The organism is Bacteroides sp. MSK.18.37 (assembly GCF_019129155.2).
Lineage (GTDB): Bacteria > Bacteroidota > Bacteroidia > Bacteroidales > Bacteroidaceae > Bacteroides > Bacteroides ovatus.
This window is the reverse complement of sequence record NZ_JAHOIB020000001.1, coordinates 649528-672242: the sequence shown is the minus strand read 5'-3', so window position 1 is coordinate 672242 and position 22715 is coordinate 649528. Positions and strand designations below refer to the sequence as shown.

General features: G+C 41.5%; 20 protein-coding genes and 1 other RNA gene. 12 read left to right on the top strand and 9 right to left on the bottom strand.

The genetic code is table 11. From position 1 onward, the window contains the following. The first annotated feature begins 20 nt into the window (after positions 1 to 20). A complete protein-coding gene (locus tag KSX81_RS02870; RefSeq protein ID WP_009039721.1) occupies positions 21 to 662 on the top strand; it encodes a M23 family metallopeptidase in 642 nt (213 codons plus the stop codon). A 43-nt stretch (positions 663 to 705) separates the two neighbouring features. Here the strand turns inward: KSX81_RS02870 and KSX81_RS02865 are convergent, their stop codons facing one another. Then, positions 706 to 1887: a lactonase family protein gene (locus KSX81_RS02865; RefSeq protein WP_217725776.1), complete on the bottom strand. Its 1182-nt coding sequence runs from the start codon at positions 1885 to 1887 to the stop codon at positions 706 to 708. Between the two features lie 183 nt (positions 1888 to 2070). Here KSX81_RS02865 and ssrA point away from each other — a divergent pair. Then, positions 2071 to 2467, top strand: a transfer-messenger RNA (tmRNA) gene (gene ssrA, locus KSX81_RS02860). A 198-nt stretch (positions 2468 to 2665) separates the two neighbouring features. On the opposite strand, the gene KSX81_RS02855 is transcribed toward ssrA, so the two are convergent. Further along, complete coding sequence (locus KSX81_RS02855; RefSeq protein ID WP_162864659.1) at positions 2666 to 3808, bottom strand: YhcG family protein; 1143 nt, start codon at positions 3806 to 3808, stop codon at positions 2666 to 2668. Further along, positions 3793 to 5220: a DUF4419 domain-containing protein gene (locus tag KSX81_RS02850; RefSeq protein ID WP_149945466.1), complete on the bottom strand. Its 1428-nt coding sequence runs from the start codon at positions 5218 to 5220 to the stop codon at positions 3793 to 3795. The genes KSX81_RS02855 and KSX81_RS02850 overlap by 16 nt, the downstream gene beginning before the upstream one ends. A gap of 216 nt (positions 5221 to 5436) precedes the next feature. Here KSX81_RS02850 and dinB point away from each other — a divergent pair, with 216 nt between their 5' ends. The 3 genes from dinB (at position 5437) to KSX81_RS02835 (ending at position 9701) form a co-directional block, all read left to right on the top strand. Next, a complete protein-coding gene (gene dinB, locus KSX81_RS02845; protein ID WP_004301910.1) occupies positions 5437 to 6528 on the top strand; it encodes a DNA polymerase IV in 1092 nt (363 codons plus the stop codon). Positions 6529 to 7005: 477 nt separating this feature from the next. After that, positions 7006 to 8940: a heparinase II/III family protein gene (locus tag KSX81_RS02840; RefSeq protein WP_008645303.1), complete on the top strand. Its 1935-nt coding sequence runs from the start codon at positions 7006 to 7008 to the stop codon at positions 8938 to 8940. 59 nt (positions 8941 to 8999) lie between these two features. Then, a complete protein-coding gene (locus tag KSX81_RS02835; RefSeq protein WP_008645302.1) occupies positions 9000 to 9701 on the top strand; it encodes a DUF4627 domain-containing protein in 702 nt (233 codons plus the stop codon). 160 nt (positions 9702 to 9861) lie between these two features. Here the strand turns inward: KSX81_RS02835 and KSX81_RS02830 are convergent, their stop codons facing one another. Further along, the gene (locus KSX81_RS02830) at positions 9862 to 11040 is read right to left on the bottom strand and encodes an aminopeptidase C (RefSeq protein WP_032843934.1); all 1179 of its coding nucleotides are present in this window, start codon (positions 11038 to 11040) and stop codon (positions 9862 to 9864) included. A 93-nt stretch (positions 11041 to 11133) separates the two neighbouring features. Continuing rightward, positions 11134 to 11271 carry a hypothetical protein gene (locus KSX81_RS02825; protein ID WP_004301914.1) on the bottom strand — a complete coding sequence of 46 codons (138 nt, stop codon included), beginning with the start codon at positions 11269 to 11271 and terminating at the stop codon, positions 11134 to 11136. 324 nt (positions 11272 to 11595) lie between these two features. Between KSX81_RS02825 and KSX81_RS02820 the strand changes: the two genes are divergently transcribed. The 4 genes from KSX81_RS02820 to KSX81_RS02805 all read left to right on the top strand — a co-directional run bounded on the left by KSX81_RS02820 (position 11596) and on the right by KSX81_RS02805 (position 16930). Continuing rightward, entirely contained in the window at positions 11596 to 14355 is a 2760-nt protein-coding gene (locus tag KSX81_RS02820) for a transglutaminase domain-containing protein (protein ID WP_217725775.1), read from the top strand. An 82-nt stretch (positions 14356 to 14437) separates the two neighbouring features. Beyond that, a complete protein-coding gene (locus tag KSX81_RS02815; protein WP_044917977.1) occupies positions 14438 to 14875 on the top strand; it encodes a hypothetical protein in 438 nt (145 codons plus the stop codon). A 394-nt stretch (positions 14876 to 15269) separates the two neighbouring features. Continuing rightward, positions 15270 to 15701, top strand: a complete 432-nt coding sequence (locus tag KSX81_RS02810; protein WP_004320737.1) for a hypothetical protein — start codon at positions 15270 to 15272, stop codon at positions 15699 to 15701. A 14-nt stretch (positions 15702 to 15715) separates the two neighbouring features. Beyond that, on the top strand, positions 15716 to 16930 hold the full coding sequence (locus KSX81_RS02805; protein WP_004308326.1) for a sodium ion-translocating decarboxylase subunit beta: 1215 nt from the start codon (positions 15716 to 15718) through the stop codon (positions 16928 to 16930). A 145-nt stretch (positions 16931 to 17075) separates the two neighbouring features. Here the strand turns inward: KSX81_RS02805 and KSX81_RS02800 are convergent, their stop codons facing one another. The 4 genes from KSX81_RS02800 to KSX81_RS02785 all read right to left on the bottom strand — a co-directional run bounded on the left by KSX81_RS02800 (position 17076) and on the right by KSX81_RS02785 (position 20169). Then, positions 17076 to 17828 carry a copper homeostasis protein CutC gene (locus KSX81_RS02800; RefSeq protein WP_004320735.1) on the bottom strand — a complete coding sequence of 251 codons (753 nt, stop codon included), beginning with the start codon at positions 17826 to 17828 and terminating at the stop codon, positions 17076 to 17078. Between the two features lie 65 nt (positions 17829 to 17893). After that, positions 17894 to 19429 carry a ribonuclease Y gene (rny, locus tag KSX81_RS02795; protein WP_004313412.1) on the bottom strand — a complete coding sequence of 512 codons (1536 nt, stop codon included), beginning with the start codon at positions 19427 to 19429 and terminating at the stop codon, positions 17894 to 17896. A 123-nt stretch (positions 19430 to 19552) separates the two neighbouring features. After that, positions 19553 to 19843 (bottom strand): cell division protein ZapA, encoded by a 291-nt coding sequence (locus tag KSX81_RS02790; RefSeq protein WP_004304741.1) that lies wholly within the window; start codon positions 19841 to 19843, stop codon positions 19553 to 19555. Between the two features lie 11 nt (positions 19844 to 19854). Continuing rightward, a complete protein-coding gene (locus KSX81_RS02785; RefSeq protein ID WP_004304743.1) occupies positions 19855 to 20169 on the bottom strand; it encodes a hypothetical protein in 315 nt (104 codons plus the stop codon). A 447-nt stretch (positions 20170 to 20616) separates the two neighbouring features. On the opposite strand from KSX81_RS02785, the gene KSX81_RS02780 reads away from it, so the two are divergent. From KSX81_RS02780 to KSX81_RS02770, 3 genes are all read left to right on the top strand, one after another. Further along, complete coding sequence (locus KSX81_RS02780; RefSeq protein ID WP_044917975.1) at positions 20617 to 21714, top strand: SMP-30/gluconolactonase/LRE family protein; 1098 nt, start codon at positions 20617 to 20619, stop codon at positions 21712 to 21714. 125 nt (positions 21715 to 21839) lie between these two features. Then, positions 21840 to 22211, top strand: a complete 372-nt coding sequence (locus KSX81_RS02775) for a Lin0368 family putative glycerol transporter subunit (RefSeq protein WP_004304747.1) — start codon at positions 21840 to 21842, stop codon at positions 22209 to 22211. Between the two features lie 13 nt (positions 22212 to 22224). Beyond that, the gene (locus KSX81_RS02770) at positions 22225 to 22704 is read left to right on the top strand and encodes a Lin0368 family putative glycerol transporter subunit (protein ID WP_004304749.1); all 480 of its coding nucleotides are present in this window, start codon (positions 22225 to 22227) and stop codon (positions 22702 to 22704) included. The last annotated feature ends 11 nt before the right edge of the window (positions 22705 to 22715 follow it).

Below are 22715 nucleotides of genomic sequence, written 5' to 3'. Positions count from 1 at the left end.
AGTGCTCTAAGAAAAAAGACATGAAAAACATACTTATCTTACTGACAGTTTTATTATTATTGCCACTGACTGCTGACGGGCAGGATAAACCTTCCTTCTCTGCCCGCGAAATGGCTGATGTACGGGTAGCTACTCCCGGATTATTTGCTAAAAGCAATCATATCTATCTGCATTTGGATTCTCTGAAAGACCACGAATATGCTTTTCCATTACCCGGAGGAAAAGTAATCTCTGCCTATGGAACTCGCGGAGGACATTCGGGAACAGACATTAAGACCTGTGCAAAAGATACGATTCGTGCTGCTTTTGATGGAGTGGTGCGTATGTCGAAACCCTATTATGCCTACGGAAATATCGTTGTAATCCGTCACGCTAACGGATTAGAAACATTTTATAGCCACAATTTCAAGAATCTGGTTAAAACTGGTGATGTTGTAAAAGCCGGACAACCTATCGGGCTGACAGGACGTACCGGTCGTGCCACTACCGAACATGTACACTTCGAAACCCGTATTAACGGGCAACATTTTAATCCGAATCTCATTTTTGACTTAAAAGAGAGAACATTGCGGAAAGAATGTATCAAGTGTACCAAGAACGGGAGTAAAATCGTTGTGAAGACTCAAATTCCTGACAATCGGATTGCTCAAAATAAAAAGTAAAGGGCTATCAGTAGTTGATGAATAGCCGGGAGATTATGACAAATTATGGCACAAATTTTATGCAGACCGGCTTGTCTACTTTAATATCTTGCTGTACATTTGTTAATAGTCCTGTATCTGCATCTCTTTCATAAACTTGTATCACATTGCTATCTCTGCAAGCAACCAACAAGTATTTGCCATTAGGCGTGATGATGAAATTGCGTGGATGAATCCCTGTCAGTTGGTAGCCTGCTTTTGACAACATTCCGTTATCCGGGTGGATATTGAATATGGCAATACCATCTGCTTTCAAACGATTGCTGGCATACAGGAATTTTCCATCCGGGCTGATATGAATGTCAGCACTTCCTTGTGCGTTTACCGTATCGGCAGCGATTGTCTGGATCTCTTTTAAATCTCCGTCTTTGTATTCAAAAGCGATTACTGTGCCCGATAACTCATTAATCAGATAGGCGTAATGACCGTTTGGCGAGAAAGTCAGATGGCGGGGACCCGAACCGGCTTTCATTTTAAAGGCAGCAGGCGATCCTTCTTTCAGAAATGCTTCTTTATTCTCTGCATTTGCAGCTGGGTTAATGATAAACTTATGTATTTGATCTGTACACAAGTCATTGGCAAACAAGTATTTACCATCCGGAGTGATACGGACACAATGCAGATGCGGTTTCTCTTGTCGTTCCTTGTCTACTCCCGTACCTTTGAATTGTATAATATCGGAAGTGGGTAGGAGCGAGCCATCTTTTGCGATAGGGAAAACGGAGATGCTGCCGCCACTGTAGTTGGCGGTTATCACATTATTTCCACTGGCGATGATATAGCAGGGATCTTCACCTCCCGTTTGCTGTGAATTTAATAGTTGCAAAGTACCTTTTTCTTTATTGAAGGCAAATGCATTGGCGGCAGCTTGCGTATTATTGAATTCACTGACTGCATAGACGAATTTTCCGTCGGCAGATGGAACAAGATAAGAAGGATTTTCAATTTCCGCTTCACTTAAGGGAGTGGAAGTCCCGTTTTCTTCGTTGAAGCGGTAGCTATATATCCCTTTACTGGTTCCTGATGTGTAAGTACCCACCAACATGGTTAGTTCGTTTTCCGTTGTACCGGTTGTTTCCATAGGAGTCTTTTTTTTAGAAGTACAGCCACTGATACTGATTCCGAATATGCAAACAGCGGCAAATGCTTTGAATATAGATGTTTTAGATAGATATGTCTTAATCATAAGTAGCTTATTATTGGTTGATTTTTCATGATACTTTTTCATCTTAAATATAAAATAGCTCCGTAAAGATAGTGCTTTGATATAATATTTGCTAACGTCTTCTCGTAAATTAGAAAACATTTCCTATCTTTGCACTCTTGGAAAGCGTTCTAAACAATCGCTATTCTGTACGAATAAAAATTTGGGCTTGACTGGATTTGACAGCGGGCAGAAATGGTAGGTAAGCATGCAGTGGGTCGGTAATTTCCACTTAAATATCAGTTATCAAAATTTTATCTGGCGAAACTAATTACGCTCTTGCTGCTTAATCGAATCACAGTAGATTAGCTTAATCCAGGCACTAGGTGCCAGGACGAGACATCACTCGGAAGCTGTTGCTCCGAAGCATTCCGGTTCAGTGGTGCAGTTACATCGGGGATAGTCAAAGGCGGCCTCGCACTTTTGATGAAACTTTAGAGGATAAGGCAGGAATTGATGGCTTTGGTTCTGTTCCTGCACGAAAATTTAGGCAAAGATAAGCATGTAGAAAGCTTATGATTTCCTCGTTTGGACGAGGGTTCGATTCCCTCCAGGTCCACAATAAATGCTGATTTTAAGTAATTTATGAGATTTGCACCCCGCTTTACATTATTAGAATGTAAAGCGGGGTGTTTTTGTTTTATTTAATATTTCTATTTTCTGTGATATTCATCTGTTCGTCAATGCTCGGGTCGAATCGGTCGTTGTATAGGTGGCAGACGGCTTAAATGTCAAGACTGTCCAAACGGGACTGATCGGATTACTTTTCGTCTTTCTTGTTATCGAGTAGCTGTGATAATTCTTCCTCCACTTCCTCGATACTTGGCAAGGCGGATTTCAGATTTTCGGGAATGGCTTTGCTTAGCTGGTAGTCGCTTACTCCTATGGGCTGTGCATAGCCCGTCAAGGCATATTGTGCTACTACTTCATCCTTGCCTTTGCAGAGCAACAATCCTATTGTCTTGTTGTCGTTTTCACCTCTCAACTGGTCGTCTACGATGTTAATGTAGAAATTCAATTGCCCTGCATATTCTGGCTTGAATGGAGTAGCCTTTAATTCTACGACTATATAGGCGTGGAGTTTTATGGAGTATAGGATAAGGTCTGCATAAAAATCGCTATCCCCGACTTGGAAATGTTTCTGTTTGGCTACAAAGGCGAAGCCGTTCCCCATTTCCAATAGATACCTTGTGACGTGTTCTACAAGCTGTTTTTCAATATCTCTTTCATCTGCCAGTTCTTTTGTACCTGCTACATCGAATATATACGGGTCTTTCAGCAAATAGTTGGCTAAGTCACTTTGAGGGGCGGGCAAGGTCTTTGTGAAATTGTTGACTTTCTGTGTTTCTATCTGCCGTTTGAACAGATTAGTCTCAATCTGTATCTTTAATACGTTGCTGCTCCATCCGTTTTCAACGGACTGTTTCATGTACCAATATTTGTTTCCTAAGGGTAATGAGCTATCCAATAGTATCACATGACTGGTCCAGTTTATTTTTGAAATGGGGGAACAAACAAAATCCTTTTCAATATCATCAATGGATGTTTGCAGCATTGCGGAGATTGTCTTGTCTATCTTTTGAATTTGCGCAAGAGGCTCTTGCGTAAATTCTTTTGATTGAAATATATTTGTCTGAAATTGCGCAAGAGGTTCTTGCGTAATTGGTAAACAGTTCAGTTCATCAGTCAAGGATAGCATATTGGGGATTGTTGGCGTTCCCAATACCTTGTCACAAGAAAGCATTCTTTGTAATATCTCTAGTGGGTATGTTCGGGCAAACTGACACATATAGGTAAGGCTTCTCGCTGAATATCCTTTCTTTTCGGGATAGTGCATCTTGATAGCCTTTGAAATCTGACTTATGGCTTTTGGATAGCCTCTTTTTATTATGGAGTCATAAATGAAGCACTCCCACCTCGCGAACCATTTATTTTTATATCTGTGTCAGGTAATAATCTTTTGATACGTTCTATCCCTTCTTTAGTAATCTTTCCATATAAACTCAACGATCCGATTTTTATCTTTGATATTTCGTCCGGTATATTGATTGTATCGATAAATTGGATATCCAACCTTTTTATTTCTTTGAGCTCCAACAGTACAGCCGGAAATTCTTTTACTCTGATATTGATGCCGCTTCCCCAACCATCCTTTTGAGCATCAGCACTTAATTTACTTTTTAATCCCTCCTTATTAACGTCTTTCTTCCTGACCATCCAACCAATTTGCGGTCGCAGAGCAAAAGTCTTGCTGTTTTGCTCTAATCCAATGAAACCTGCCCAAAATTCTAATGGAGTTTCTTTGATAGCGTCGCCATATACTTCCTGATACTTTACATCTACCTTCACTATCTCATCAGGGAGACAATTTTTGCCTTCCAGCTGTTTCAGATTATTTCTTTTCCCTTCCTTATCATAAGGGAAAAACTTCACGATCCATCCATCAATAATGTTTGGGGCTCCGTATCGTTTCTGTGAATGATATTTAAACATGTTGCGCCAAAAGTCCTTATTGACTTCTCCTTTAGATGCTTTGACAAATTCTTCCAAAAGAGGTTCCAGTTCTGAAATCCACCAATCGAGTTTGTATTCTTTCAACCCTCTGGCTTTGTGCAGTAGTTTTTCCCAGTCCTCCGGTGTTCCTTCGAGAGTTATTTCAGGTATTCCACAGACAATGCGTATGATGATAAACTCAAAGTAAGGTTTTACAGCTTCCATGATTGTTATTTCGGAAGCAACTTTCTCTAAAGAGGTAGTCGTTGAAAAATTGCAGGTGAGCAGTTCGGTCAGATGCTTACCGGCGTATTGGGATATTTGTTCTGTAAATTGCGGAAAGATTTTCTCCCACGAAAGAGTAGGGTCTTCCAGCTTTTTGTCTTCTCTTACAATTAAGGATAGTTTGCCGGAGAAATCAACAAGTTCATTTCTCATAGATTCCTGATTGGCATTGATATGCCGTGCAAATCCCTGGCTGATTAATAGCCAAATCATGTCCGGAGACAATACGAATGGCCTGTGATCCGCATAAGCCTGATACATACCATTGAAAAAAGAATTAGGGCCAAAAGAAACGAGACTGTCGGGAGATTCGCTCTTTGCAATGATATGATAAGGAACCTTGATATTCTTCTCTTCTATCTCATAAGGCTCTATGTCCATATCTGATAATATAAGACTTTCGTAAATTTCATTCGGGGAGTGTAGATGAAGTAATTCTTCAGGCTTTGAAAGCTTTTCGACCTTAAAAGTGATTCCATTTTGAGCGAATGTGGAAACACTGCAAAATATGAATAAGCAAAATAATGTGTTTTTCATAATCTTAAAGAGTTGTATGGTGGCACAAACTTATTAACTACCTCTATATTTTGAATAGACGATATGCAAATATAATATAATAAGAACTGTCTTTGACAAGATATTGAATGTTTTTTTGACTTATATCTATAAAAATCATAAGCATATTATTTCTTGAACCGATAAGCAGGATTTATTCGGGAATTTATAGTAAGTTTGCTCTGCTAATCCTAAACAATGACGCAGAGAAAGATTATACATATCGACATGGATGCCTTCTATGCCTCTGTAGAACAGCGTGATAATCCAGAACTTCGTGGCAAGCCTTTAGCGGTAGGTCATGCTGAAGAGAGGGGAGTTGTGGCTGCTGCCAGTTATGAAGCCCGGCGTTACGGTGTCCGTTCTGCCATGGCTTCGCAAAAGGCGAAACGTCTTTGTCCCCAACTCATTTTTGTACCTGGCAGGATGGATGTTTATAAATCCGTTTCCCGTCAGATACATGAGATTTTCCACGAATATACGGATATCATCGAACCTCTGTCTCTGGATGAAGCTTTTCTGGATGTCACAGAAAATAAAAAAGATATTTCCCTGGCTGTGGATATAGCAAAGGAAATAAAGCAGAAGATTCGGGAGCAGCTCAACCTTGTTGCGTCTGCTGGAGTTTCTTATAATAAGTTTCTGGCTAAAATAGCTTCGGACTATCGCAAACCGGATGGCTTATGTACCATTCATCCGGAACAGGCCCTTGATTTTATCGCCCGTCTTCCTATCGAATCTTTTTGGGGAGTGGGGCCGGTGACTGCAAAGAAGATGCATCTACTTGGCATCCACAATGGACTTCAACTACGGAAATGCTCTCTTGAAATGCTGACAGCCCATTTCGGGAAAGCCGGCGCACTGTATTATGAGTGCTCACGAGGAATTGACGAACGCCCTGTCGAAGCAATTCGTATCCGTAAATCCATTGGCTGCGAACGTACATTGGAACGTGATATTTCAGCCCGTTCATCGGTCATTATCGAACTATACCATGTAGCAGTAGAGCTGATTGAACGTCTTCAGCGAAAAGACTTCAAAGGTAACACGCTTACCCTGAAAATCAAGTTTCATGATTTTAGCCAGATAACCCGAAGCCTTACTCAATCGCAGGAACTCACCACCTTAGACCGGGTACTCCCACTTGCAAAAGAATTGCTTAAAAGTGTCGAATTTGAGCAACATCCAATCCGGCTCATCGGTCTTTCCGTCTCCAATCCAAAAGAGGAAGCCGATGAACAACACGGTGTTTGGGAACAGTTGAGCTTTGAATTTAGCGATTGGGATTGAAGGCGAAGAGGAAGAAATAGAGGAATGAAGAGGAAAGAATAGGGGATGAAAAAGAAGAGAATCAAAGAATGAAAAAAGAAAGAGGATTGAATATTCAAACAGATACTTTGTCTGAAGTAAAACAGATACTCTATTTGAAATAAAATAGAGCCTTTATTTGACCTAAACAGAGCCTCTGTTTGGAATAAATAGAACCTCTATTTTCTCCAAAGGAAGCCTCTGTTTTCTAAAACTGCATCTTTGTTTTTCCGAAATGAAAACCCGGTTTCCGTGTGACTTAAATTGTTTTTATAGTGACTTAAATTGTTTCTACAATGACTTAAATTGCTTTTATAATGACTTAAAAGCCTAAAATATAGCAATTAAGAGTACTATTTTTGAAGTATGTACTTTTTTGTCATCAGGTTCGTATGATTTACTCACCTCATTTTTTATCAGATACGTTATCTTTGCAATACTTAAATGAATGAAAATACCATGAATCGAATGAAACATTTATTTTGTGTTCTTTTACTAGCAGCTTTAGGAAGTTTTTCTTTCAAGGCAAACGCTTACACCGAACGCAATATGCTGCAAAAAGCGGCAGACGAAACTACGTTAAAAAACGTGTTGGTAATGAAACAAGCATGGATGCCTTATCCTGCTTATACAGATCGTGCCGCCTGGGATTCTTTGATGGGCCCCAATAAGCAACGCCTCATCGAAGCCGGTGAAAAACTCCTCGACTATAAATGGCAACTGATACCTGCCACCGCTTATCTGGAATACGAACGTAGCGGTAACCGTAAAATAATGGAAGTTCCTTATGACGCCAACCGCCAGGCACTTAACGCCTTGATGCTCGCCGAACTGGCCGAAGGGAAAGGACGTTTTATCGACCAATTACTGAACGGAGCATATATGAGCTGCGAAATGAATTCATGGGTTCTATCCGCACACTTGCCCCGCCAGAGCAGCAAACGTTCACTTCCCGACTTCCGCGAACAGATTATCGACCTCGGTTCAGGCGGATACGGAGCTTTAATGGCCTGGGTACACTATTTCTTCCGTAAACCATTTGACAAAATCAATCCTGTGGTATCCTTGCAAATGCGTAAAGCAATCAAAGAACGTATTCTCGATCCGTATATGAACGACGACGAAATGTGGTGGATGGCTTTTAACTGGAAACCGGGAGAAATCATCAATAACTGGAATCCCTGGTGTAACTCCAATGCCCTGCAATGTTTCTTACTGATGGAGAACAATAAGGATAAGTTGGCGAAAGCTGTTTATCGTTCCATGCAGTCAGTCGATAAGTTTATCAACTTCGTGAAATCCGATGGTGCCTGTGAGGAGGGAACCTCTTACTGGGGACATGCCGCCGGAAAGCTCTATGACTATTTGCAGATACTCTCTGATGGCACAGGCGGTAAACTGTCTCTGTTCAATGAACCGATGATTCGCCGGATGGGAGAATATATGTCCCGCTCATACGTGGGCAATGGCTGGGTGGTGAATTTTGCTGATGCATCGGCACAAGGCGGGGGCGATCCTTTGTTAATCTATCGCTTCGGTAAAGCTGTAAACAGCGATGAAATGATGCACTTTGCCGCATACTTGTTGAATGGAAGAAAACCGTATGCTACCATGGGCAACGATGCTTTTCGTTCGCTTCAATCTCTACTTTGCTGTAATGAGCTGGCAAAAGCAACTCCGAAACATGATATGCCGGATGTAACCTGGTATCCCGAAACGGAATTCTGTTATATGAAGAACAAGAACGGTATGTTTGTTGCCGCTAAAGGCGGATTTAATAACGAAAGCCATAACCACAACGATGTAGGAACCTTTTCTTTATACGTAAATACAATTCCTGTGATTATTGATGCCGGTGTAGGTACATATACCAAACAGACGTTCGGTAAAGACCGCTATACCATCTGGACCATGCAGAGCAACTATCATAACTTGCCGATGATTAACGGAGTACCGCAGAAATTCGGGCAGGAGTATAAAGCTACCAATACCGTTTGCAATGAGAAGAAGCGGATGTTCTCTACGGATATAGCTACTGCTTATCCGGCAGAAGCGAAAGTGAAAAGCTGGGTTCGCTCTTATGCTCTTGATGATAAAAAACTTATTATTGGTGATATTTATACGTTGGATGAGGCTATTGCTCCTAATCAAATGAACTTTTTAACTTGGGGCAATGTGACTTTCCCGTCAGCCGGAAAAATCCGCATCGAAGTAAAGGGACAAAAGGTAGAAATGAACTATCCGTCGCAGTTTAAAGCCGAACTGGAAACAATCAAACTGGATGATCCGCGCCTGTCTAACGTATGGGGCAAAGAGATTTACCGCATCACACTAAAGACTGAAGAAAAGAAAGTGACTGGTAAATATGGATTTGTTATTCAACAAGTGAAGTAGGATGAAATAGATTTTTAAAGCTAGAAAAAATAAAGTATAAACAATTAAATCACAGTAAGATGAAAAAAGTGTTATTTGCCGGCCTTTTGGTCCTAGCAGGAGTAAGCGTAAGTGCGCAGAACCTGATAAAAAACGAAAAATTCGCCACTGAAGTGAAGACTAAAGTGACTAATGCCAACAAAGCTACCGCAGGAGAGTGGTTTATCATGAATAATGAAGCTGACGGCGTAACTACTATTGCCTGGGAAGAAACAGGAGATGCCAAATATCCGAATGCAATGAAATTGGATAACTCCGGTGCCGAAAAGAATCTCTCTTGGTATAAAGCTTTCCTGGGACAACGTATTACCGATGGTTTGGACAAAGGTATCTATGTTCTTACTTTCTATGCAAAAGCTAAAGAAGCAGGAACTCCGGTCAGTGTATACATCAAGCAGACCAATGAGGAAAAGAACGATAGTGGCAAGTACAATACTACTTTCTTCATGCGTAGAGACTATGACGCGGATGCTCAACCAAATGCTTCGGGCGCACAGTACAATTTTAAAATTAAAGATGCCGGTAAATGGACTAAAGTAGTGGTTTATTATGATATGGGGCAAGTGGTAAATGCTATTAGCAGCAAGAAAGCAAATGCTAACTTGGAAGTGTCTGATACAGACGATGATGCTGCTATTCTGAAAGATTGTTATGTGGCTATTCTTTCCCAGAACAAAGGCGGCGTTGTAGAAATCAGCGACGTGACATTGAAAAAGAAATAAAGAGCAAAGGATTTAATATAGTAGGTTAACAAAAAAATAGGGCAGTGAAGTAGTGATACTTCGTTGCCCTATTTTTTTTGTTATATGAATATAATGGAGAGTTCCGAATAAATAAATGTATGAAACAGTCAATCTCCCTTCGGGGCTGATTTCATGCGATTTATTGAATACCGAGTTTCTTCTTCAGTTCCTTAGGCAGAGAATCTTTGTGTACCATCACACAGATTGTTTTAGCACGTACATAGCTTTCAGACATATTCAGATAACCTCCGGATTTGTTGCTATCCGCTCCCCAGGAATTCTTGGTGATATAATATTTAGTACCATTCTGATCTTTTACAATACCGGTGATGTGCATCAGGTGGTCGTCAGTTGTCACAAACTTCTCGTAACCATCCTGACGGATTTCCGGTGTTACGTTGATTTCCGGATAAGGATGTTCAAACTTGAACACTTCGTCCATTCGTTCGTATTTAGGCATTTTCTCAAAACGGGCACGGTCGGTAGTCGAGTAATCTTTCACATCCTCCACTTGCGGATTGATGGCGATTCCGTTCTTGAAAGAGAAACCCTGTTCGCTAACGTCACCATCCCAACATACGGTATATCCTTTGTTCAGTGCATAGTCGATAGCCTCGATCAGTTCGTCCAACGGAAGATTATACATCGGCTGGTTTTCCCAGTTGTCGGGAACTTCAGGTGAGAATGTCTCATAATAAGGCTTGTGAGTGAAACTAGTCAGTTCAACGTAATCATCCATATTCAATCCCAGACTTTCTGTGAAAGATTGAGGAGTATATTCTTTTCCTTTATAAGTGAACTTTTCGGGAACTTTACCCAGATAAATATCGAACAGATTATTAATAAGCGCATCAAATTGCGGAGTACGCTTTTTAGATTCAATATTTGCGTCTACCAATGCTTTGAGGTAGCGTGACAATGCTCCGTGATTGTGGTCTTTCTTATCGCCCGGCAATCCGGTGTACACTTCTTCCGGAACGATTCCCGCTTTCTTATAAGCGTTTTTGAAAGTGTGTGCCAAACTTCCTTCACCGATACTTCCTTTACCACGACGGAGATAATTGTCCTCCATCTGATTCATGTACTTTTGGCGGACGATAAACATTTCCGAGAGATCATATTCTCCTTTTCCCATTCGGAGCAGTTCCGACTCCATGAAAGAAGCGGTGGCAAAGCACCAACAGGTTCCTGTGGAACCCTGATCTTTGACAGGCGTTGCTTGGTGAGATACAACGGTTGTGAACTCATAACCAGGTGTTTGTGCAAAAGAGGTTACGACCAATATGAGGAGCGCAACCGACATAAATAGCTTTTTCATAATGTGTTTTATTATCTTTCTTCTGCAAATGTATAAAAAAAGCGAGGATACTCGAAAGTTCCTCGCTCTATTTATTATAATTAGTGTGTTTATTTACATGGCAACCTGCTGTGACAGCAGTTTTTGAAGTTTACCGTTTAATGTTTGGCACATGGCACCATTTCCCATTGCTTGATAGCGTTTAATACGGTACTGTAACATCATAATTTTTTCATTTGCATTCTTTTTCATAATTTGTTTCCTCTTTTTTTGCCCTCCACGTTTTGAAGAGCGGTTTTACATCTTGTTTTCTCTAATAACACTGCAAAGATACAAATTGTTTTCGAATTATATGCTGTAAAACATAAAAATCTTCTTTTTCTTTTGAATTTTCTTTTTATAAGGGTTCGAACACGGTCTATATTACAAACCTGTTACAAAATTCCCGGATTTTCCCATCAATGACAATATTATTCTTATCTATCACATTTTTATGTACTTATCTAGGTATTCAGAAAATATTCTTCTATTTTTGTCAGTCAGCAACCTTATTAATAGAATAAACCAAACACTTATATGAAAACATTCACCCATCTTTTGTGCGTCCTGATTTTGTCGATTGTACTGTTTGCTTGTAACAATGCTCACTTCCTCAAAGAAGAATCCTACCGGAATCAAGTAGCTCAAGACTTTGAGCAGAAAAAACAGGCACTTCCTCACGGAGATTTATTTGCAATCTTTGCCGATTCTATTTTGTCAGTCTACGAGCGCGAAGCATTGATGTTTCTCTACGCTTATATGCCGATAGGGGATGTGACGGACTATCCGGGAGATTATTACTTGGAGAATGTCCGGCTGTCGAAGCAGACACGTGACGAGATGCCTTGGGGCAAAGAGATTCCCGATGAAGTGTTCCGTCATTTTGTTCTGCCGATCCGGGTGAATAACGAGAATCTGGATGATTCCCGCCGTGTGTTTTATGATGAACTAAAAGACAGGGTGAAGGGACTGCCGATGAAAGACGCGATATTGGAGGTGAACCACTGGTGTCACGAGAAAGTAGTCTATCGTCCGAGTGACGCGCGTACCAGCTCACCATTGGCATCCGTCAAAACAGCGTATGGGCGTTGTGGCGAAGAGTCTACCTTTACGGTGGCTGCGCTCCGGGCGGTCGGTATTCCGGCACGGCAAGTGTATACGCCCCGCTGGGCGCATACGGATGACAATCATGCTTGGGTGGAAGCATGGGCGGATGGACATTGGTATTTCTTCGGAGCCTGTGAACCGGAACCGGTTTTGAACTTGGGATGGTTTAATTCCCCTGCTAGTCGGGGAATGTTGATGCATACCAAGGTTTTCGGACGTTACAACGGTCCGGAAGAGATCATGCTTGAGACACCGAATTATACGGAAATCAATGTAACGGAGAATTATGCTCCAATCGCAAAAGCGTTGGTAACGGTGAAAGATAGGAATGGACAACCTGTCACCGGAGCAAGAGTGGAGTTTAAAGTATATAACTATGCGGAGTTCTATACAGTGGCTACTAAATATACTGATGCCAGTGGTCAAGTGTCATTAACGGCCGGTAAGGGAGATATGTTGGTATGGGCTTCCGATAAAGGGACATTCGGCTTTTCCAAGCTATCCTTCAGCAAGCAACCGGAATTGACATTGACACTTGATAAGAAGGAAGGAGATATATTTGAAGAGGATATTGATATCGTTCCTCCTGTTGAGAATCCTATTTTACCGGAAGTAACGCCAGAGCAGCGGGCGGAGAATGACCGGAGAATGATGCAGGAGGATTCGATTCGCAATGCTTATGTCGCTACTTTCCCGACTGCGGAACAAGCTGATTCCATTATAGCCTGTTTGAAGGGAAAATCAGGTTCGTTTGTAAGGAAGGCACTGGCTTCTTTCTTAGTGGAATCAAGAGGAAATCATGATGTATTGGTTCGTTTTCTGAATGAGGCAGACCGACAGGGAAAATTAATGAAAGGAGCGGCTTTGTTGTCTGTGCTTACTAAAAAAGATCTTCGTGATGTACCTTATGAAGTATTGATTGATCATTTATTGAATACGAAAGATGTTCCTAACTATTTATATGATTGTGTTATACCCTCCTTGCGCTGTATGGATGCTTCGGTTGGAGATATTTATGACATACTTGCTCCCCGTATTTCAACGGAGGTATTGACGCCTTATAAATCGTTCTTTCAGTCTAAGTTCTCCGAAACGGAAATAGATACCTTTCGAAATCATCCGCAAGCTTTAGTTGAATGGGTAAACCGTAATATTACGATTGATGAGGAAAATAACTTTCTGCGTATTCCTATTTCTCCGGAAGGGGTTTGGCGTGCGAAGGTGGCGGATTCATTTTCACGGGATATTTTCTTTGTGGCTTTGGCGCGTAGCCTGAATATTGCTGCTGATATGAGAAAGATGGATGGACGCATAAGCTATATGGATCCTGAAAAGGATGAATGGGGGGATAATAGATATGTGGAAGTTGATTTCGATAAACAAGAAGAAGTGGAGGCATCCAGAGGCATTTATCGTTTTTATGAGGACGGTAAGGCAATTGCTCGTGATGATAAGAGAGTAAAGTATTATAATAAGTTTACCATTTCCAGGTTGCGGGAGGGCAGACCAGAATTGATTAGCTGTGACGAAGAACATCCCGAGTTGCGATATATAGGGACATTGGATACCGGATATTACTTGTTGGTTACTGGCACAAGGCTTGCTGATGGAGGTGTGTTGGCGAGAATTTCTTCTTTTGTATTACCTGCACAGAAAGACGAATTCAAACCTGTAGCGACCAAAGTACCTTATCATTTGCGTGAATCCGGAGAAAAAGTGGCTGTTATCGGTAATTTCAATTCCGAATCGCTTTTTGCACCGGTGGAGGGAATAGGAGAGAAAGTGATATCTTTGTCAAAACAGAGTATTCTGCAAACCTGTGGGCGTGGCTATTTTGTAGTAGCTGTTCTTGGGGTAGGGCAGGAGCCTACCAATCATGCACTAAGAGATATAGCCGCTTTGGGCAATGACTTCGAACAATGGGGGCGTAAGATGGTCTTTCTTTTCCCTTCGGAAGAACAATACAAAAAATTTAATGCCGACGAATTCAAAGGACTACCGTCTACCATCACTTACGGTATTGATATCGATGACAGCATCCGCAAAGAAATAGTGCAGGCTATGAATTTAAACAATTCTATTCTGCCGGTGTTTATTATTGCAGATACATTTAATAGGGTAGTTTTTGTTTCTCAAGGATATACAATCGGTTTGGGTGAGCAATTGATGAAAGTTGTACATGGGTTATAGAAAAGAGGAGGTATACAATAATCGTTAATTCTTGCCCTTAATGCGTTTTTTCGGAAAAGAATGATTACGTTTGCAGCAAATTATGACTAAGTACATTTTTTGCATATTAGCATGTGCATTTCTTGTATTGGGATTTAGTAATGTTTCCAATAAAGAATTGCAGGGATTTCAGAAAAAAACTGAAACCTCGTCTAATGACATGCGATATGAAGCAGTGTCATGCTGTTGCGTTTCTTCTGCCGGCTTCGACAAGCCAGGTAAAGATTCTCATTCGCAGTTTGTTGACGAGACATCCACTTGTAATGTTAGTGACTGCATTTTTGATAATATCTCTTTTCCGAGAAGCATTGTTCCTTTCAAGAACCTGAAGTTCAATACCAATACTGTCATTATACAGATATTGAGCTCTCTGAATGTTATGCTTCCGGAGAATCGTTTGGGGCATACCGACCTTGATGTTAATTACACTAAATATTCGTGTAAGTATTACGTTTACACATTGGCGCATATTCTTATTTAGACTATATTCTTATCTTTGGGTAAGGTGAGGTGCCTATTCAGATCCTCCATCTACCATCATTTCCTTTATTTATTATCTTAGTTTTATTCATGTTAACATGGAAAACAAAGAATGTATTTCCTATGACTTGGAACAAAGGACGGATATTGATGTGTCTGTCTTTAAGGATTAAAATATTGTGTTCCCGTTGTGAAACGGGAGTTACGTCGTATAAAAGCAAGGATATATACCGAAGTGGTTTCAGGCAAGTGTTATCCGCCGATTGCTTCTATATGGTGATGAGGAAGGCCCAATGGGATTAACTTTCATGTGTGTCTAAATTTTGTAATGGTTTTACCATTGGGCGCCTCTTCTTTTTTGAATAAGATTATACAACCTAATTTTTTATATTACTATGATTCATTTATTACTATCTACTCTTGCGATGATGGGGCTTACGTTCCTCATCGGTTTTTTTGTCGCTGCGGTCATTAAGTTGATTGCCTATGCGGCCGATTCATTTGATTTTTATAGTTCCCACCGTTTGGAGCTACTCCGTTTGCGACGCTGGCGTCAGCATCGGCAAAAGGTGGAAAGATTAGTCCGACAGATTCCCATTGCAGATGAAGATGCTTTGGGAGATTTCCGTGAAGATTACAGTAAGGGGATCGACAGAAACTTTACTGGTTATTCCGGCTATTATCATGGCGTGAGTCCGGGAGCTTCTGAAAATAATCTGATGAATTATTATTATTCACAGGATACCCGCGAATTCTTTCTTCGGGAAGAAGAGCAGGCACATGTCAATAAGAAGAACTCAAAGAAACTTACTAGCAACAAACAATAAAAGAAAACTAATTTATGGAAAATATAGATTTTGCTACCTTGTTTCAAGGTATTGGTACAATGATGGCAAGCGGATGGGTACTTGCTTCTGCAAGAGTTTTTTTAGTACTTCTCGGTTTGTTACTGATCTATTTAGGCTGGAAAGGTATACTCGAACCGATGGTAATGATTCCGATGGGATTGGGAATGGTAGCTATCAACTGCGGAACCCTCATTATGCCCGACGGTACACTGGGTAATCTCTTTCTCGATCCGATGCTTTCAGATACGGATCAATTAATGAATACTATGCAGATAGATTTCCTGCAACCTGTTTATACCCTGACGTTTAGTAACGGGCTGATAGCTTGTTTTGTCTTTATGGGTATCGGGACGCTTCTAGATGTCGGCTTCCTGCTTCAGAAACCATTTGCAAGTATATTCCTGGCTTTGTGCGCAGAGCTGGGCACTTTTCTGACAGTACCTATTGCTTCTGCTCTTGGTCTGACTCTGAAAGAAAGTGCATCTGTGGCTATGGTGGGTGGAGCCGACGGACCAATGGTGTTGTTTACTTCGTTGGCATTGGCAAAGCATCTCTTTGTTCCTATTACGGTGGTTGCCTATCTTTATTTGGGCTTAACGTATGGAGGCTATCCTTACTTGGTAAAGCTGTTGGTTCCCAAACGCTTCCGCGCTATTAAGATGGTGACAAAGAAAGCTCCGAAGAATTACGATGCTAAAGTAAAACTGGCTTTCTCTGCTGTTCTTTGTGCTATTCTCTGTTTCTTGTTCCCGGTAGCTTCTCCTTTGTTTTTCTCTTTGTTCCTGGGTGTTGCTGTTCGTGAGTCGGGTATGAAACATATCTATGATTTTGTGAGTGGTCCGTTGCTTTATGGTTCCACTTTTATGTTGGGCGTACTGCTCGGTGTACTTTGTGATGCACATCTGTTGCTCGATCCGAAGATCTTGAAACTACTAGTATTAGGTATTGTAGCATTATTACTTTCCGGTATCGGAGGAATAATCGGAGGATATATCATGTATATTATTAAACGGGGTAATTACAATCCGGTAATCGGCATTGCAGCTGTTAGCTGTGTACCCACTACCGCGAAGGTTGCACAAAAGATTGTAAGCAAAGATAATCCGGACTCATTTGTTCTGGGAGATGCCTTGGGAGCTAATATCTCGGGAGTAATTACTTCGGCTATTATTACTGGTATTTATATTACGATAATTCCATATTTATAAATAAAAGTATAGTAGTTTTTTGAGATACTGTTGGTAATGATGCAAAAAAGAAATGGTGAACAAAAGGCTTGAAGGCTGTATGTTCACCATTTCTGTCTTGTATTAGTACTATTATGAGACGATATCCCATCCCTTGCTGCCATATTTATCCATGTAAAGCGGCATCAATCGTTTCTTTTACTCTTCGTATGGAAGTTACGTTTCGTTCGTATTCGTTGATGTGTACCGTGCCTCCCATGGAGACGGCTTCATTTTTGAATATCATTTCGCTCTGAATACTTTCACGTGCCGAGAAATGAAACTCGTTGATTCCGGTTTCTGCGGCAATGCGTGCGATATTATTTTCATTTACTCCGCATCCGGCGAGTAATGTGATTTTTCCGGCAGCCTGTTTCTGTAACTCTTCTAAAAGGGGGATTCCCAGTTCAGCCGTAGGTTGCTGGCCGGAAGTCAGAATACGGTTACATCCCAGTTTGATGATTTGTTCCAAAGCTTTCTGTGGATTACGGCATACATCAAATGCCCGGTGAAAAGTCACAGATAGCCCTTGAGCTGCTTCCATTAGTTTCTGCATTACTGGCAAGTCTACTTCACCTTCTGCTGTCAGACAACCGAATACCACTCCGTCTGCCCCTAATTTTCGCGCGATTTCAATATCTTTCAGCATTGTCCGGATTTCGATATCCGAATACAGAAAATCTCCTCCACGAGGCCGGATAATAACGTGTAGTCGGGTATGAGCCAGTACTTCCCTTGCGATGGCGATCTCACCATAGGAGGGCGTTGTTCCACCTTCCGGTATTCCGGCACACAGTTCCACACGGTCTGCTCCACCTTCCTGTGCGGCCAGGCAACTTTCCACTGAATTGGTACAAATCTCAAATTGATACTTTCCCATAGTCGTGATATTAAAAAAGGGCGAATTTCTTCACCCTTATATGAATCATCTTTTGAATCGTTACGTTATTTAGCGAAACTTACCGCACGTGTTTCACGGATAACGGTAATCTTCACTTGTCCCGGATAAGTCATTTCATCTTGGATCTTCTTGGCGATTTCACCTGACAGGCTTTCTGTCTGCTTGTCGTCAATCTTATCTGCACCAACGATAACGCGGAGTTCGCGTCCTGCCTGGATAGCATACGTCTTTGTTACACCCGGATAAGCCATTGCCAGCTGTTCGAGATCGTTCAGACGCTTGATATAAGCCTCTACGATTTCGCGGCGTGCGCCCGGACGTGCACCGGAGATGGCGTCACAAACCTGTACGATAGGAGCCAGGAGACTGGTCATTTCTGTTTCGTCATGGTGAGCACCGATAGCGTTGCAGATATCCGGTTTTTCTTTGTATTTCTCGGCAAGTTTCATACCCAGCAATGCGTGTGGCAATTCTGGCTCTTCATCAGGCACTTTACCAATATCATGCAGCAAACCTGCACGTTTTGCTTTCTTCGGGTTCAGTCCCAGTTCCGATGCCATCACAGCACAAAGGTTGGCTGTTTCGCGGGCATGCTGCAACAAGTTCTGACCGTATGAAGAACGATATTTCATCTTACCGATGATACGGATCAATTCAGGATGCAGACCGTGGATACCTAAGTCGATGGTAGTACGTTTACCGGTTTCGATAATTTCTTCTTCCACCTGTTTGCGTACTTTAGCTACCACTTCCTCGATACGGGCCGGATGGATACGTCCGTCAGTCACAAGCTGATGCAGGGCCAAACGGGCAATTTCACGGCGAACCGGGTCGAAGGCAGAAAGAACGATTGCTTCTGGAGTATCGTCTACAACGATTTCAACACCGGTAGCAGCTTCCAGAGCACGGATATTACGTCCTTCACGTCCGATAATACGTCCTTTGATTTCATCCGATTCGATATGGAATACTGTAACAGAGTTTTCAATGGCAGTTTCCGTAGCCACCCGTTGGATAGACTGGATAACGATACGTTTAGCTTCTTTGCTGGCAGTTAATTTAGCATCATCCATAATGTCGTTGATGAATGATTGTGCCTGCGTTTTAGCTTCTTCCTTCAGTGATTCTACCAGGCGTTCTTTGGCCTCTTCGGCAGACAATCCGGAGATTGCTTCCAGTTTATCGATTTCCTGCTGTTGCAGTTTATCGAGTTCTTCTTTTTTCTTATCAACAATGACAAGTTGCGCTTCCAGGTTCTCTTTTACCGCTTCGGCTTCCATCTTTTTACGTTGGATTTCTTCCTGACGCTGGCTAAGTACCATTTCACGTTGCTTCAACTTGTTTTCCGCTTGCTGAATCTTCTGATTCCGCAATGCTACCTCCTTTTCAAGATCCGCTTTCTTATTCAGGAATTTCTCCTTCACTTCCAGCAGCTTGTTTTTCTTAATTACTTCCGCTTCCGTCTCCGCTTCTTTCAGGACATTGTCGTATTTGGATTTCAGTACATACCGGAATAGTATATATGAAAGGACTCCTCCTACGATGAAGCAAGCAATTGCTGTTGCTATTATTGCTATCATTCTACATTTAATTTAAGTATATAAATAAAAACGCACCGCCAAATATCAAAGCAATTATTTTTGCTTGGATATTGTGCAGTGCGTGGTTGTTTTATCTCTTATCAGCGAATAGCCGGTCGGGATTTATTCTTCCTTAAAATAATCCTCCAGCAATTCTGTCAGTTCTTTTACCTTCTCCACATAGGGGCTGGTATCATTACGTTGCATCAATTGCAGTCTCTCTAACGAGAACTGATAGGCTACCATGGCAATAATTTTTTCGGGTTCCAGATTTTTATAGACTTCCCGATACTTATTAAGCCTGATATTTACCTGCTTGGCGGCTTCCCGTACCATTTGTTCTTCCTCACGGTTGATGGTTAACGGGTAGTTTGAGTCTGCTATCTGCAGGTTTATCTTTATTTTATCGTTCATACATCTTCTTCTTATTCATTCAACAAAGCGATGCATTTATCGACTTCACGCACTAATTTTGACAATCGCAGCTTCGTCTCTTTTACGTCGCTGCCGTTAAGGCTGATTGCCGTAGCTGTTTTTAGGTTTGTATAGCTGACTTCCAATTCATCGTATTGAGCTTGTACCTTCTCGTTTTTCAGCTTTTCATTTTCGAGAAGCTTCTTCAACTCGGCATTTTCACGCTTTAGTTCATCGTGCAAATAAATCAAATGCCGTAGTTGCGTTTCAAAGGAATTCAATAACTTTTTTTCTTCTTCTGTCATCACTACACCAAAATTGTACACAAAAATACGATTAACTCTGATATTACAAAAACTTTTCGGGAGAAAATGTTCTTTTTCGTCTAAATTAGCTATGAACGGAGGGGAAAGTAGAGTATTGCATAGGAAGCAAATACAGACTGCTTATAATAATATAAGGTATATATCATATAAACTGATTATGATGACATACTTATAAAGGCATCTCGTATATGTTATTTTACAAAGGATTGTTTTTCTATTCTCTCCGTATTCTATTTTCACTTTTCTCCATATCCCGCTTCCCATTCTTCCATATTCTAGTATTTATCTCTCTATTCATCGCTCAAATTAGCTGTTTCTGCATCATATTGAACAAATTTTGTCCTTTATTGAATTGTCATTTTCCTTCTTTGCTGATAAATACCAGTATGTTTGCGTACCGAACTAACGGACTCAAATTATAAACATAAACATTTGTATTATCTAACCATGAAAAAGTATTATTTACTATCTCTTGTGACCGCTTCTTTGATAGGAGCAACCTGTATTCAATGTACTTCTCCAAAACAAAAAAGTGGAGAGAATACTCTTCCGCAGAAAAGTGAATTGTTTGCAACCCTGCCGGATTGTTGTCCGACACCGGACGGAATGGCTGTTGCTCCCAATGGAGATTTAATTCTGGCTTGTCCGAACTTTGCAGATATAGCGCAACCTGCTTGTCTGATGCGTATCACTAAAGATGGCAAGATAACGAAGTGGCTCGATGTTCCTGTATTGGAAGAAACCGGTTGGGCTTCTCCGATGGGGATTGCTTTTAATGAAGAAGGCGACTTGTTTATTTGCGATAATCAAGGTTGGAGCGGAGCAGAGAAAGCGAAGAATAAAGGACGTGTTCTTTGCCTGAAGTTTGATAACGGTCAATTGAAAGAAACAATCACTGTAGCATCCGGTATGGAACACCCAAACGGTCTTCGTATCCGTAATGGGAAATTGTATGTCACGCAAAGTTCATTATCACAAATCAAAGATCCTTCGGGATTGCTTGTCAGCGGGGTATATTGTTTTGATATGAATGACCGTGATGTGGCAGTTACGAATACATTCGAAGATAAAAATCTCATTACCACTGTTATCACGAAGAATCCTGAAGTGCAGTACGGACTGGATGGAATTGTATTTAATGAAGCGGGCGATCTCTTTGTAGGAAACTTCGGTGATGGTGCCGTTCATCGCATTAAGATGGATGCGGAAGGTAAAGTGGTAAGTAATGATGTATGGGCACAAGATACCACCCAGTTACGCACGACGGACGGAATGTGCATAGATGATAAAGGAAATATCTGGGTAGCAGACTTCTCGGCAAATGCGGTAGCACGCATTGATAAAGATGGAAAGATTCAGCGCATTGCTCAAAGTCCTGATTGTGACGGTAGCGACGGAGGTTTGGATCAGCCGGGCGAACCTATCGTGTGGAACGGACAAGTAATCGTATCTTGTTTCGACTTGGTAACCGGACCGGATAAGGTAAACACTGCGCATGACAAACCTTTTACATTGGCTAAACTGTCATTGGAAGAAAAAGAATAGGAGCCAGGCACGGATTACGCGGATTCCACGGTTTTAAATGCCGTTAGGTGACTCTTAGCCGTGTTATCCGTGTAATCCGTGTGTGAAAAACATTATTAATTAAAGAATACACCTCATTAAATAACATGAAAAAATATCTATCAACCTTTGCCGGTTCCGCTATCTGTGGTGGATTTGCATTTGGCATCTGGCCGGAACTTTGGAAGACATACGGCCTGATGGGAGGCTGGCTGGCGGCAACATTGATTATCGGCATTATGTGGTATATGAATCACTATCATGGAGCCATCCTCAATCCTCCAGGAAAAATATGGCTCGATCAGGGTTGGTGCATCGGTTCTGCCGGAATCGCCTGGGGAATTGTCCGCTTTCAGGGCGATATCACCAACTTCTTTTATGCGGTACCCACCTTAATCTGTTGTCTGATAGGAGGTGCTCTGGCAGGAATACTAGTATGGAAAATCCGTTCGTGCGATTGTGCCCGGAAGATAAATTAAGGAGGAAAGAACAATGAGCGAATGGTTACAGACTTATAATGAGTTTTTCGGTATGTATCATGCCGGAATCATCACTTCTATTTTCGGAGCTTTTGCCGTCACCTTTACAGTGCTGATGAGCTGGCCTAAATTAGTAAAGGACTTTGGTCCGATAGGTGGATTTATGGCAGCCGCCCTTATTATCGGTACTTTCTGGGTAGTCAATCACAAACTGCCCGGATTCGGTTTTTCTACCGGATTGTTGAATGACGCCGAAGGCTTGCCGATGCAATTCTGTTTGATTCATCAGGGAAATCGTGGTAGTGCTCCCTGGGTAGATATGGGATGGGCGATTGCAATGGGATTTATTTTGTCCGACGTACTTTGCGCACCGAAAGGAACACGTGGAGGACTATTGAAAGAAGCATTTCCCCGTTGGCTGGTGATTATTCTGGGGGGTATTGTCGGCGGTATTTTCGTAGGACTTACCGGATACACGAATGCGGCACTCTAACTCTATTAACT